Genomic DNA, 13,170 nt, shown 5'->3' on the forward strand with positions numbered 1-13,170 from the left:
TTATGTTGCAGCTGTAACTATGGTCTATATCTCGTTATTCTTTATAGCCGCAGGCAAGCTGTTCCGGGAGAAGGATGTCAAGACGATTCAATACGATGTGCTCCTGAACAGTGAGCTTGCTCCCCCTCTCTCCATTCTGGTCCCGGCATATAACGAAGAGCTTAATATTGTATGGAGTGTCAGGTCCTTATTGAGTATTAATTACAAGCAATTCGAAATTATCGTCATCAATGACGGTTCCAAGGATGCGACCGCACAAGCATTAATATCCGAGTTCAAAATGACGGAGATCAAGAGCAAGGTGCAGTGGTCGGGTCTGGGCAGGGAAACCAAGCCGATCCGGGGGATCTACCGTTCGTTGCAGCATCACAACCTGATTCTGGTCGACAAGGAAAACGGGGGGAAAGCAGATGCGCTAAATGTCGGCATCAATGTCTGCCAATATCCGTATTTTGCTTCGCTTGACGGAGACACCGTGCTGGATACCGATGCTTTCATTAAAGTGATGAAGCCTGTCATGGACGCCCTTCCCGGAGAAGAAATTGTGGCCACCGGAGGCAGTGTCGGCATTGCCAATGGCAGCTATGTGGATAGCGGTTATCTTAGCAGCGACAATGTATTTCTCTCACGCAAACCACTGGTCATTATGCAGGTGATTGAATATTTGCGCGCTTTTCTAATGGGACGGGTAGGCCTCAGCCGGTTCAATCTGCTGCTGATTGTTTCAGGAGCATTTGGTGTATTCAAAAAAGACTGGGTCATTGAAGCAGGGGGTTATGAACCGGGTACGATCGGAGAAGATATGGAGCTTATTGTCAGGCTGCACAGGAGCATTCAGGAGAAAAAAAGCAAAGCGCGTATTGTGTACGTGACCGATCCTGTCTGCTGGACGGAAGCTCCCGAAAGTCTTAAAGTGCTGCACCGGCAACGAACCCGCTGGCACCGCGGGCTTTTTGAAAGCTTGTGGAAACACAAAATAATGCTCCTGAATCCGCGCTACGGCCGAATTGGTATGGTCGCCATGCCCTATTTTGTATTTGTTGAGCTGCTGGGTCCTGTGATTGAGCTGCTTGGAATTCTGTCCGTTATATTGGGGATGTTGTTCCAAACGGTTAATCTGGAAATCAGTTTCGCTTTGTTTCTGCTGATGGTCATATATGGTTCGTTCCTTTCCGTCGGTGCAGTCTTGTTTGAACAATGGTGTTTTGGCCGCTACAACAAGGTTACGGATTTATTGCGGTTGTTTCTTTACGCCTTGTCAGAGGCCTTCTGGTTCCGTCCGCTGATGACAGCCTGGCGTTTTATCGGCTTGATTCAAGGGGTAAGGGGCAAACAGCATCAGTGGGGGGATATGGTTCGCGGCAATGTAATGAATTCCAAGAAACCGGGGGCTTAAGAACTTCAGGTGCAGGAAATGGAAAATAACAGCGGTGTACCGGCAGCCTTCCCGTGGCTATTGGAACACCGCTGTTGTTGTGTTGAAAATTGTATTATATTCCTACAGTTGAGGAGATGGCGGCAAAGATGGCAGCAACCAGCCACAGGATTGGAAATAGTTTAAGTATAACCTTCAACCATTGTCCAAAGTTGATTCGGGCAATTGCCAGACCCGCCAACAGTACACCACCTGTCGGAGAAATCAGATTGGTTAATCCATTGCCGAATTGGTAGGCGGTTACAACGGCTTCGGCGTTTCGGATTACGAACTTTCCGCAGGCCAAGCAGGCCGGGTTGGCGGCTTATTTCCTAAAATGACGCATTTCCGTCCGTTCGCCTCTAATCTTACTGGGCAGTTAAAATCAGCGGTCCGTCCAGCGTGACTGCGATCGTATGCTCATATTGCGCCGACAACTTGCCGTCGGCCGTTCTCGCCGTCCACTGATCGTCGTCGGTCGTGATACGGAACGTACCTTCGTTGACCATCGGTTCAATCGTAAACACCATGCCTTCCTTTAACCGAATGCCTTTGCCGGCTACGCCGATATGCTCGTAGCTCGGCTCCTCGTGCAGGCTCCGCCCGATCCCGTGCGCCAGCAGATCGCGTACGACTGAAAACCCGTTCGCTTCCGCATGCTGTTGAATCGCCGACGTTATGTCGCCAAGCCGGCCGCCGGGGAGTGCCCGGGCGATCCCCAGATCCAAGCATTCCTTTGCCACCTTCATTAATTTTTGCGCCTCCGGCCGGATATTCCCCACCGCATAGCAGTAGCACGAATCACCGAACCATCCGCCGTATTCCACAACGATGTCGAGCTTCAGCAAGTCGCCGTCCATAAGTGCCCGGTTCGAAGGAATGCCATGGGCCACCACATCGTTGACCGAAGTGCAGGTTTCGGCGGGGAAACCGTTGTACCCTTTCGTAAACTGCTTGCCGCCCAGCTTGGTGATGTGTCTGGAAACAAAGTCATTGATTTCCAGGGTGGTGATCCCAGGCTCGATCAGTTTGGCCACTTCGCGGTAGCAGTCCGCAATGATTTGGCTCGCCGGCTTCATCTCTTCGATTTCCCTAGGTGATTTTATAATGATCATCTTGTGTTTATTCGCTCCTTATCCATTCTATAATTTTAAAAACCGGGCGATATCCCTGGCCTCCTCGTGCAGCTTTCCACGGCGAAGCGAAAGCGAGGCGCAGCCGACCAAGGCGGCCAGCAGCATTTCCGCGTGCTGTAGCCGATACGGCGGCTCCGCCGCGTTTCCGCCGGAAGCGGCAGCCCCGTCCGCCGCATGCCCGGTTTCCAGCAGCGCGGCAAGCGGCGCGAGCACCTCCCGGCGAAAGGCGGCCGAGAGCGGGGTCGAGCGCGCTTCAGGCAGCGAGGCAAAGCCCTCACCGGCCTGCTTATGCAGCAGGTACAGGGCGTGGTCCTCCGCCCAAAGCTGCAGCAGCCGGACGCCGGCGGCGGCGACGGGGCCAAGCTCTGCGGCAGCGGCCGTTTCGCGGCTTCGGCTTCGGGAATCTGCGGCAGCCGAGTTCCCAGTGTCCGCCGCAGCAGCCAAGCCGAAATGCCCGCCTGCCGGCGCCTCCCCCGAAGCCGAAGCACGCGGGACCTCCAGCAGAGCCTGCAACGGGACCTTCAGCGGAACCTCTAGCGGGGCCTCCAGCCATCCCCCGGCCCGCTCCAACGCGTCCCATAGCAGATCGTAGAGCAAATCGCCCTTATTGCTGTAATAATGGTACACCGTGCCATAGCCGAGTCCCGCCTGCGCGGCCACATCGCGGATTTCCAGTAAAGGCCCTTTATTCAAAAAAACATCGGCAGCGGCTTTACGGATTTGCGCCAGACGCCGTAGCCGGATATCTTCGTTTTGTTCCTTCGTGCGTGGAGTCATCTCGTCGGTTCACCTCTTTTATTATTGACCTACCCTTATGTCAATATAAAACATCGGCTTGTAAATTACAAGAGATTAGCTGGAGGTGTTCGGTGAAAATAAAGTATTAGACTGGAGTCGTTGATTTAACGCGGTTTTTGAATTGAAGAATCGTCAGCTTTTGAAAAATAAGTTTTAGACTAATCCATTAAAAAGAAGCAGCGACAGAACAAGACTTGAAAAATAAAGTCTTAGACTGCCGCTGTTGTCGTTCAACTAACGTTCTCCGTTAGTTCAATATAATGAGCAGCTAGCAACCGCCGAGCATAGAAAGACCGCCATTGAAGGCGGTCTAAAAAATTTATCATTTCTGCTCAACAATAAGTGTTCGGGATATTAAGATTGCATCTGTTTAAAAACAGTATTCCAATCATAGAGAGGAAACCTGAGATGATTCGCTGTAAGCACTCACCCTAATTAGAGCGTCTCAACCAATTTCTGAATCTTTGAGTGGGAAATTAAATATACATGACCCATTATGTCTATTTTGCCGTCCTTTACACGCATAGCGCTCTCCTGTTCTGCCGCATAAACATCAATCTCCTCAGACAAGGGGAACAGGTAGCCTTGAACAAACGTGGCGTAGTCGCGTTTAGAATGAGATTCATAGGCAAAATGATCAAAGCCTATACCATCATAAATAGTACTTGTTTCAACTTCATAGCCAGTGTTTTTCAAACATAACCATTTTGCAGCCATGTTTATCGCACCAGCGCTGGCACCCATTATAACGGCATTGCTGTTCTTAATAACATCCGATAATTCATATTCAGCCAAAAAATCGTTCTGCAAAACAGGATCTCCACCGCATAAAAAGATGACAGAAGTGTTTTGAATGAATCGCTGGGCATCTTCCTTCTGCATGCGGTAATCAATTAAATGATATTCATCAAAAATAATGTTAGCCTGATTTAACCATGTCCTTTCAAAAACATCATCAATGTTAACATGCTCACCTTTATAACCAGACGGTTGAGCGCTAATCATAACAAGCGATTTTCTGTCCTTTATATCCTCATGCATCCATTTGACCAGCTTCTCTGGAAAAAAATCATTAAACCAACTGAGATAGTAGTGAGTTTTCAAACTTAATTACCTCCATATGTACTATTTACATTCATATGTACTATTTACATTCATCCATTCTTAACAATAAAACATATTATACACGCTAGAAAGATGAACGGTTCTTCATCCATTTCGCTTACACTCCCTAGTACACTTTTCATAAATCCAACCTTATATTACCATAACATGGAACTGAAGTATGAGAAAAATGTTTCCACGTTAACTTGCCCGTTCGTATTATGAGATCAACCAGTTCTTTCTGGTTGATCTCATAATACGATCCAGCCAATATCCCATTCAGTTGCTTTACGATGTCCTTGGCTGGTTTCGCACCTCCGTTTTGAATGACTTCACGGATTCGTGCTTTGACTGCTATACAGGCTTTCTTTTTCGGTGTCATGAGGATGAAGTACCCGGATTTACTTCTGTTCTGAACTCTCCGTAGGTCAAACCCCAGAAAAGTGAAGGCATCGCCTTTCAAGGCATTTACCATTCGGGTTTTCTCCAGGTTGAGTTCAACACCCAGTGGTTTCAATTGTTCGTGCAGCCGCTGCAGTGCCAGTTCCGCCCATCCTCGTTTGCTAGAGTGTCCACTCACAGTGATCAGCATGTCGTCGGCAAACCGATGGTAATTGACGGCTTCGTAGTTCCCTTCCGCCGTAAGCATTCGACCGTTTCGAAAGTCCGCCAGTCCAATCGTCTGCTTCAGCAACACTTCTCCTTGATCTGCGATTAAAAATGCACCGTTAACAGCATTCTGCTCACGAATAGAGGTCAAACAGGCCTCCAAATGCTCGCGCTTTGTCTTCATTCAGCTCCCCCTACATTTTTTGATTATGTGAAATTGCCCAGTAAAGTTTGTATGAGTGTAATTTCATGATCAGTCAATTCTAGAGTACTTTACATCCGACTCACCGCCTGCTTAATTAAGAAAAGTCTCGACAATCATTCGCAACCTACCAGAATTGGTTGTTCTGGCACAAACAAATTAAATATTATATGATTAAAGTTGTTTTTTTGCGATTGTGCGGCAGGTTCGGACTCTCACTGTTTACTTTTCCCATTTTTGCAGCTTTTCAATTTCAGCTTATCCGGTTGATTTTTGGGGCAGACGGCAGCATGATAATATGGATGGAAAGTCTATGAAATGACAAGCCACAGAGAAAGAGAGGTAGACTGCAATGAATTCTATTTTGCTGGTGGAGGATGATTTGAGCCTGATTGACGGACTGGAGTTTTCCCTGCAAAAAAGCGGGTTTCATGTCGATATCGCCAGAACCGTAAAGGAAGCTCTTCCGATCATAGAGCGGCAATGCCACGATCTGCTCCTGCTGGATTTGACCCTGCCTGACGGCAGCGGTTTTGATATATGCAAAAAAGTGCGGCAGTCCTCCGCCGTGCCCATCATCTTCCTGACCGCATCCGACGAGGAGGTCAACGTGGTCATGGGCCTGGATATCGGCGGCGACGATTACATTACCAAGCCGTTTAAGCTGAACGAGCTGATCTCGCGGATCAACGCTCTGCTGCGCCGGTCCGGCCTAAGCCATACACAGCAGACGGTGCTGCAGTCCAACGGCGTGACGGTCAGGCTGCTGGAAACCCGCGTGTTCAAGGATGACCGCGAAATCGAGCTGACTCCTGCGGAATACCGGCTGCTGTGCCTGCTGATGCAGCATCCGAATGCGGTGCTGCCCAGAGAAATGCTGCTGGACAAGCTATGGGACAATAACGGCAGCTTTATCGACGACAACACATTGTCCGTCTATGTGCGGCGGCTGCGCAGCAAAACCGAAGACGACCCGGAGAACCCGCAGTTTCTCCTTACCGCACGCGGTCTGGGCTACAAATGGAATGTGACGAAATGAGGGAACAATTGATGGGGATCATGGTCGGCAAAAATATAAAGCTGCTGTTTGCTGCCATCGCGGCCATCCTGCTCGGCGCGCTGCTTGCCGGGCAATTGACCGTAAAGCTTATGGCCGACGATTACAAGCAGCGCATGCTCACCCACGATTACGAATTGGCCGGCTATTTGACCGAGAGCGGCCTCCCGCCGCACCGCATCGCCGCCCTATTCACCGCCTCCAAAACCGGGGAACAGGCCGCAGCCGGGCAGCGGCTGCTGAATGGCGCCGCCTATAACGGCGACACTCCAATCAGCCTGCTGCCCGAAGTAGCCGGCTTTCAGCAGAAGTACGCGCTGCTGCTACTCGCCCTGTCCGTCTGTTTCGGGCTGGCGCTTCTTACCGTCCTGCTGCTGTTTATTCTGCGGCAGAACGCCATGCTGAAACGGGCCAATGCCGCGCTCATCGGCTTTATGGAAGGCGATGTCAAGCTGCGGCTGGACGATCAGGCCGAAGGGAGCTTCTCCCGGCTGTTTACATCCATCAATATGCTGGCCACCTCCCTGACCGCCCATATCAGCAGGGAAAGACAGAACAAGGAGTTTCTGCGCGACATCATTTCCGACATCTCACATCAGCTCAAAACCCCGCTGGCCGCGCTGCTGATGTATGGCGAGATCATTCAGGATGAACGAACCGGAAACGATGTCGTGGACAAGTTTACTTCAAAAAGCCGGCGCGAACTGCTGCGCATGGAGCATTTGATCCAGAGCCTGCTGAAGCTGGCCAGGCTCGACGCGGGCGCGATCGCACTGGAGCAGGCTGAACAGCCGCTGCGGGCGGTGCTGGAGGCGGCAATGCAGGGCTTCCGCACCCGCGCGGAGCTGGAAGGCAAGACGGTGGTTCTCACCTGCCGTGGGGACATCCGGCTGAACTGCGACAAGGAATGGCTGCTCGAGGCGGTCAGCAATATTGTCAAAAATGCGCTGGATCATACGGAAGCCGGGGACAAGCTGGAGATCGCCGGCGATGAGACCCCGCTATTTACCGGAATCACGATCACCGACAACGGAGCGGGCATTCATCCCGAGGATATTCATTCCGTCTTCAAGCGCTTTTACCGGAGCCGATTCTCCAAAGACAAGCAAGGCGCCGGCATCGGGCTGACGTTGTCCAGGTCGATTGTGGAAAAACACGGAGGCACCATTACCGTAGAAAGTAAGCTCAGCAAAGGAACGATTTTTCGCATCGTTTTCCCCAAGCTTACAATTCTGTAAGCCGCCGTTCACCGGGGTGTAAGGCAGCCATGCTATCATCTCATTAAATCAAGCGAATGAGGTGTTGATGTTGGATATACTGGTAACCGAACGGTTATGCAAAACCTACGGCAAAGGCGAGACCAGGGTGGATGCCCTGAAGGAAGCTTCCTTTACCGTAGCCAAAGGAGAATTTGTTTCGATTGTCGGGCCGTCCGGTTCAGGCAAAAGCACACTGCTGAATCTGCTCGGCGCGCTGGATGTACCGACATCCGGCAAGGTGCTTCTGGATGGCCGCGATATTTATGCGATGAATGAAAATGAATTGTCGGTGTTCCGCAGACGCAACATCGGATTTATTTTTCAGGCCTACAATCTGGTACCGGAATTGAACGTGGAGGAAAATATTGCTCTGCCGCTGCTGCTCGATTATCAGAAGCCGGATAAACGGCATATTGGCGAGCTGCTTGATATTCTCGGGCTGACGGAGCGCAGGCATCATCTGCCGAACCAGCTGTCCGGCGGCCAGCAGCAGCGGGTAGCCATCGGACGGGCGCTGGCCACTAAGCCGGTGTTCATTCTGGCCGATGAGCCAACGGGCAACCTTGACAGCAAAAACAGCGCCGAAGTCATGAATCTGCTGCGGCTGTCCGTTGCCAAATATCGCCAGACCTTGATTATGATCACCCATAATTCCAATTACGCCACCTTTGCCGACCGTGTGCTCGGTGTAGAGGACGGAGTCGTAACCGAGCTTGGAGGCGACCGATGATCGGCCATTACCTGGGCCTGGCCTCCAGGTATCTTGCCGCCCACCGGAAGAAGACCCGCCTCACCATCACTAGCGTGGCCATTGCTGTTGCACTCGTGACTGGTATTTTCTCCATGCTGGAGGTATTCCTGCAATTTTCCAAAACCCAGATCATCCATGATCGCGGCAACTACCACATTGCGATTATCCAGCCTTCCGAACAAGAAATCAATATGCTGGCCAGCCGCAAGGATGTCAACAACGCCGGAAGATGGCTGGACTTCGGACAAGTGAAGGCGAACGAAATAAACGGCGCGGCAAGTGCGATAGACCCCTCTTTTGCCAAAAATATGAACATCACTCTGGTTGAAGGCCGCTACCCGACCGGGGACAACGAAATCATGATTGAACAGTGGGCAGCAGACAAGCTGTACCTGAATACCAAGCTGAACGGGACGGTCAACATCGCTTTTTCCGACAAGATCGTGCGGAATTTCACCGTAAGCGGAATATGCAAAGATTTCGGCAATATGAAGGCGAGCGGCAATCCGGGCATCTTTATGTCTATGGCGGCAGCGGATAAGCTGAAAAAAAGCCTTCTTACTAGTGAGTTGTACGTGATCGAATTCAAAAACCGGGTCAATATTGCTGCTGCAGAAAAAAACATCGCCGAGACACTCGGAATCGACAAAGGCAGAATCGGCCGCAACAACCGTCTCCTGGCCGCGATCGGTCAGAGTAAGGGCGGGGCGGCAACACAGCTTTACGTGACCGGCGGTATTTTATTCTGCATCGTCCTGATCGCCGGAGTCATGATGATCTACAATGCGTTCAACATCTCGGTGATGGAGCGGATACGGCAGTTCGGCCTCCTGAGATGTATCGGCGCTTCTCCAGCCCAGATCAGAAAGCTGGTCAGACGGGAAGGGCTGGCCATTACCGTCAGGGCCATTCCCATCGGAGTGCTCGCCGGAATGCTGCTCACTTTGGGCTGTTCGGCCATCCTGAAATATTACAATGCCGGTCTGTTCGCCGATATTCCGTTGTTCACATTCAGCGTTATTGGCATCGCCACTGGCGTCGCTGTCGGGTTCCTGACCGTGTTCTCAGCCGTTCTGCTGCCTGCCCGCAAAGCCGCCCGCGTCGCTCCAGTCCGTGCTGTAACGGGCAGCAATGACCTGAAAATTTCCGCCCGCAGAAAAAGAGGTTGGTTGACCAAACTGTTCAAGGCGGAGATTGCAATGGGCATTGGCAATGTTGCCGCCAAAAAGAAAACCCTTATCCTGATGGTCTGCTCCATCGCGGTCAGCATCGTTATGTTCATGGGATTCCAGGTCTTTGTTGATTTCCTTCATTCTTCCCTGAAAACGACCAAACCGTACACACCCGACATTTCGCTGGTCGCCAAGCAGGGCGATCTGGACGGCGCGCTGTACGACAAGCTGCAACAGCTGGACGGCATGAAAAAAGTATACGGGAGAATGTATGGTGATGTTGCCGCCAGTTTTGACGCCTCAAAGCTGAGTGAAGCCTATAAGAAGGAAATGGGCGGGGTCGATGTTACAGCGGACGGACGTTTTGTTCCGCCTGAGAAGTCCTGGCTGATTTCCTACGATCAGGCGCAGCTGGATTGGGCCAAGGAGGAATTGCTGGAAGGCGAACTGTCGGAGGAACAGCTTAACGCCCAGAACGGAATTATTGCGGTAGCCCTTCATTACAGGGGCCGCAGAGCGGATACGACCAGCTTAAAACTCGGCGACAAAGTAACCATTGAGACCAGGGCCGGCTTAAAGGAAATGACCGTGCTGGGAATTGTGCGCTCGCTCCCTTTCAACAACAAGGAAAAAACATTGACCAGTTTCATTACGACCGAAAAGCTGTTCCGCGAGCTGACCGGAAAAAGGGCCTACCAGGTGATTGATATCCAGTTGAAGAAGTCCGGCCAGGAGCAGGCTGTGAATGAAATCAAAGCGATGCTGGACAGCGGCACTACTTTTCATGACTATCGCCAGCGAAACGCTGAGCTGGATCAGACCTTTTTTACGATGGCCGTGTTTATTTACGGATTTGTAGGAGTCATCGGCTTGATCAGCGTGCTGAACATCATCAACACCATGAACACCAGCATCGCCGCCAAAACCAAATATTTGGGCGTCATGCGGGCGGTAGGCATGTCCGGCGCCCAGCTCAGCCGGATGGTGCTGGCCGAAGCCGCTGCCTACAGCCTGACCGGCGGGATCGTCGGCTGCCTGCTCGGCACCGCCTTGCAAAAGACACTGATTGAAAGCCAGCTCTCCCGGTTCCAGATTATCTGGGAGATTCCGTACCTGCAGATCGGCCTCATTCTCCTGCTCGTCCTGGCAGCAGCGGCAGTTTCCGTCATCGCCCCGTTGAAACGGGTGAAAAAACAGGGCATCGCCGAGGTGATCGGCTCGCTTTAAGGAAATGATATCCTGACTCGACATTGGGTTATTGGGTCAGGATATTTTTTGCTGGAATTGTGAATGGTAATTAATTAGAAAATTTCATTAAAGTAGCAATAGGTAAGCCTTTGATGTAATCGCCAGCTTTTCCCCAGCTCCGCACGGAGCGTGCCAGTTTCCAAAGCACTCCGCGCTCCATCTAACGAAAAGTCTCGTTCATAAGTTCCTCGTTACTTCTGGAAATGGGATTGTCAGATTGGTTCCAATTCGCATCTGTTGCGGTATTGGTTGATCTTATCCATCATAGGCTCGGTTAGTCCAAGCTTATTTAGAAGTACGTCAATCGTCTCTCTGTTCACACAATGGATTAATTTGTGCACATCTTTATGGAGAATGCGCAAATTACTGAATTTGTCGCTGCCGCCAAGATGCAGCGGAACGTAGTGATGGCAGTGAACATCGGAAGCGAACAAGTACATTTCCGTAATTTCGCATTTTCCTAGTTTCATGCTATATCGACTGATTCGGTTATCCATATATTCGATGCTTCGGTTCGGGAGGTTGGATTTCAATAACAGAGATAGCTGTTGTTTGACATCCGGGCGGAGCTTGCGTGTTATTCCTTCCCTGCCTGCTACCGTAAAAGGGGTGAGTTCTTGACTAAAGTTCAGGGTGTTCAGGGTGTTCAGGGTGTTCACCGTTTTCACGTTGGCTAAGGGGAAGAGATATACATTCGCAACCTTGAACGTTCTGAACCCTGTGCTGTAAAATTCCTTGTATGTTGGCGGTGGGTTTGCAGGATGTTCGTATTTCCCAACCGATTTGAGACGATTGTACATGAAAGCACGCAGATCGTAGGCTAGGCGTGAGAATTCGACACTGACATGTGTTGCCCGACTGAAGTAGTTATGGATTCCTAACACAAAACTATTGAAGCGGATCGCATTTTGAGCAGTCGGTAAAGCTCGTAGCGCTTGGATGCACTTCTTGGCTTCGGCCTTGAGTTTCTGCTTTTTACCGGTTTTTATCCCGGTATGTGCGACTCGGTTGTTACCCTTTTATTGGCCCTAATGGTGAAACCCAGGAATTCGGATTCCCTTTTTCGCAGATTGACGATCTGTGATTTGTCCGGCGAAATCTCAAGTTTCAGGCGGTCTTTCAGGTAGGACCTAACGGCATGACACCATCTTTGAGCGGTCTTCCACGCAGGAGTATTGGCGGGATGGTTTCAGGAAACATGGTTCCGTCATTCCCATCCTCGGTTGTAAAGTTAAGATTAGTTCAAGTAATCTCCTGCATTTCACGCTGTAAGACGCTTATAGCAGAACTTGTCGCACCTGCCCGTTAGCTTAATGAAGCATTGTCAATCTAATACTTTATTTTCTCAGTCTAGAACTTTATTTTCTTTTGACACTGGTTCCTTCAAGTTCTCCACGGTCAGCTGTTAATTTTTGCGGCAAATGGCTGCTCAGCCAGTCCTCTGGATCAATATTAATACCATATTGAGCACAGAAATTCACTTTATCTGTTGTGGTATTTGCTAATGCCATCATCGCACCAATCCAGCTTGGTCCTTCGAGACCGTTGTAAATCCCCGCAATATATCGACTAAACACGTCTATCACAATGTAGATAATAGGTCTCCCAATAATCCATTCCCGACGATATTCGCTGACCAAATATACATCTGCTACAGTAGCATCAATTTGAAATCTGGAACCTGGACCAAAACTCTCGTAAGTGGAACTGCCAAGAATGGGGCGGTAATCTAGTGAGAGCCGCTTTTTGCCATGCCTTTGCAGGATGCGATGGGATAATTCTTTCACTCATATTTACAGACCACATTTTCCGGGTTATAAAGTGACGAAACAGAGCTAATGACGTTCCTATCTCTAATCCGAGTTGTTCATCGCAAATGGAGCAACCTCTTGCTATGTTTTCTCCAGAACTTAAACGCTCGGAAAGTATCTTCTGTAGATTTTGAATAACGAAAACGCCTAATTCAGAAACATCGTCATTGTCATACTCTTTGTGTACCCACTCAATATTCCTGATCAGAATATCAGGCAAATCATGGTCGGTAATAATTCCCCAATCCACATGGCATTCTGCCCAATAAACTCGCTCTATTTCAAATTTTGCAATCGTGCGTTCATTTTCCGGCTCAACCTAGAAATCGGTGCTTGACCAACGGGTTAGCCTCGAACGAGCGACCTGTTTGGAACATTGCTACGCTAACGGTTGCGTGCGCTTTCTTATTTGGACGAAACAGCCTCTCTGCCTACGAAAAAACGGGAAATAGGCCCGCTGGCAACCGTTACATTTTGTAACCCCCCATTTTTAACCAAATAGCGTCACTCACAACCCTGTATAATTTCACCAAAAGAACATTCTCTCTACAACAGCAATTCAATCCCATTTTAGGAGAATAACTTATACAATTGTTTTTGCAAAATCTA

At 50.0% G+C, this 13,170-nt stretch carries 11 protein-coding genes and 2 pseudogenes; 5 read left to right on the forward strand and 8 right to left on the reverse strand.

Annotated elements, in window-relative coordinates; all coding sequences use genetic code 11:
• The first annotated feature begins 19 nt into the window (after positions 1-19).
• Positions 20-1,396: a glycosyltransferase family 2 protein gene (locus IEY53_RS01985; protein ID WP_373293783.1), complete on the forward strand. Its 1,377-nt coding sequence runs from the start codon at positions 20-22 to the stop codon at positions 1,394-1,396.
• 94 nt (positions 1,397-1,490) lie between these two features.
• On the opposite strand, the gene IEY53_RS01990 is transcribed toward IEY53_RS01985, so the two are convergent.
• The 5 genes and pseudogenes from IEY53_RS01990 to IEY53_RS02010 all read right to left on the reverse strand — a co-directional run.
• Complete coding sequence (locus IEY53_RS01990; RefSeq protein WP_229695921.1) at positions 1,491-1,721, reverse strand: hypothetical protein; 231 nt, start codon at positions 1,719-1,721, stop codon at positions 1,491-1,493.
• Positions 1,722-1,782: 61 nt separating this feature from the next.
• Entirely contained in the window at positions 1,783-2,529 is a 747-nt protein-coding gene (map, locus tag IEY53_RS01995; RefSeq protein WP_189021939.1) for a type I methionyl aminopeptidase, read from the reverse strand.
• A gap of 27 nt (positions 2,530-2,556) precedes the next feature.
• Positions 2,557-3,327: a TetR/AcrR family transcriptional regulator gene (locus IEY53_RS02000; protein WP_189021940.1), complete on the reverse strand. Its 771-nt coding sequence runs from the start codon at positions 3,325-3,327 to the stop codon at positions 2,557-2,559.
• A gap of 456 nt (positions 3,328-3,783) precedes the next feature.
• Entirely contained in the window at positions 3,784-4,452 is a 669-nt protein-coding gene (locus IEY53_RS02005; RefSeq protein WP_189021941.1) for a Type 1 glutamine amidotransferase-like domain-containing protein, read from the reverse strand.
• A 139-nt stretch (positions 4,453-4,591) separates the two neighbouring features.
• Positions 4,592-5,130, reverse strand: a pseudogene (locus IEY53_RS02010) (reverse transcriptase domain-containing protein); the annotation flags it as partial.
• 485 nt (positions 5,131-5,615) lie between these two features.
• On the opposite strand from IEY53_RS02010, the gene IEY53_RS02015 reads away from it, so the two are divergent.
• The 4 genes from IEY53_RS02015 to IEY53_RS02030 all read left to right on the forward strand — a co-directional run bounded on the left by IEY53_RS02015 (position 5,616) and on the right by IEY53_RS02030 (position 10,729).
• On the forward strand, positions 5,616-6,302 hold the full coding sequence (locus IEY53_RS02015; RefSeq protein ID WP_189021943.1) for a response regulator transcription factor: 687 nt from the start codon (positions 5,616-5,618) through the stop codon (positions 6,300-6,302).
• Entirely contained in the window at positions 6,299-7,558 is a 1,260-nt protein-coding gene (locus IEY53_RS02020; RefSeq protein WP_229695922.1) for a sensor histidine kinase, read from the forward strand. The genes IEY53_RS02015 and IEY53_RS02020 overlap by 4 nt, the downstream gene beginning before the upstream one ends.
• A gap of 70 nt (positions 7,559-7,628) precedes the next feature.
• Complete coding sequence (locus IEY53_RS02025) at positions 7,629-8,309, forward strand: ABC transporter ATP-binding protein (protein WP_189021944.1); 681 nt, start codon at positions 7,629-7,631, stop codon at positions 8,307-8,309.
• On the forward strand, positions 8,306-10,729 hold the full coding sequence (locus IEY53_RS02030) for an ABC transporter permease (protein WP_229695923.1): 2,424 nt from the start codon (positions 8,306-8,308) through the stop codon (positions 10,727-10,729). The genes IEY53_RS02025 and IEY53_RS02030 overlap by 4 nt, the downstream gene beginning before the upstream one ends.
• A 233-nt stretch (positions 10,730-10,962) precedes the next feature.
• On the opposite strand, the gene IEY53_RS35845 is transcribed toward IEY53_RS02030, so the two are convergent.
• From IEY53_RS35845 to IEY53_RS34890, 3 genes and pseudogenes are all read right to left on the reverse strand, one after another.
• Positions 10,963-11,220, reverse strand: coding sequence for an HNH endonuclease signature motif containing protein (locus tag IEY53_RS35845; RefSeq protein WP_308424200.1), 258 nt, complete (start codon positions 11,218-11,220; stop codon positions 10,963-10,965).
• A gap of 888 nt (positions 11,221-12,108) precedes the next feature.
• Positions 12,109-12,537 carry a TnsB C-terminal domain-containing protein gene (locus IEY53_RS02040; RefSeq protein ID WP_229695953.1) on the reverse strand — a complete coding sequence of 143 codons (429 nt, stop codon included), beginning with the start codon at positions 12,535-12,537 and terminating at the stop codon, positions 12,109-12,111.
• A 13-nt stretch (positions 12,538-12,550) separates the two neighbouring features.
• Positions 12,551-12,811: pseudogene (locus IEY53_RS34890) on the reverse strand (TnsA endonuclease C-terminal domain-containing protein); the annotation flags it as partial.
• Positions 12,812-13,170: the final 359 nt, after the last annotated feature.

The organism is Paenibacillus albidus (genome assembly GCF_014644435.1).
GTDB classification, from domain to species: Bacteria; Bacillota; Bacilli; order Paenibacillales; family Paenibacillaceae; genus Paenibacillus_AQ; species Paenibacillus_AQ albidus.

Excerpts from the sequence above, each read along its gene's own strand:
- map (WP_189021939.1), bottom strand. The coding sequence starts at position 2,529 with ATGATCATTATAAAATCACCTAGGGAAATCGAAGAGATGAAGCCGGCG.
- IEY53_RS02000 (WP_189021940.1), bottom strand. The coding sequence starts at position 3,327 with ATGACTCCACGCACGAAGGAACAAAACGAAGATATCCGGCTACGGCGT.
- IEY53_RS01985 (WP_373293783.1), top strand. The coding sequence starts at position 20 with ATGGTCTATATCTCGTTATTCTTTATAGCCGCAGGCAAGCTGTTCCGG.
- IEY53_RS02020 (WP_229695922.1), top strand. The coding sequence starts at position 6,299 with ATGAGGGAACAATTGATGGGGATCATGGTCGGCAAAAATATAAAGCTG.
- IEY53_RS35845 (WP_308424200.1), bottom strand. The coding sequence starts at position 11,220 with ATGAAACTAGGAAAATGCGAAATTACGGAAATGTACTTGTTCGCTTCC.
- IEY53_RS02030 (WP_229695923.1), top strand. The coding sequence starts at position 8,306 with ATGATCGGCCATTACCTGGGCCTGGCCTCCAGGTATCTTGCCGCCCAC.
- IEY53_RS02015 (WP_189021943.1), top strand. The coding sequence starts at position 5,616 with ATGAATTCTATTTTGCTGGTGGAGGATGATTTGAGCCTGATTGACGGA.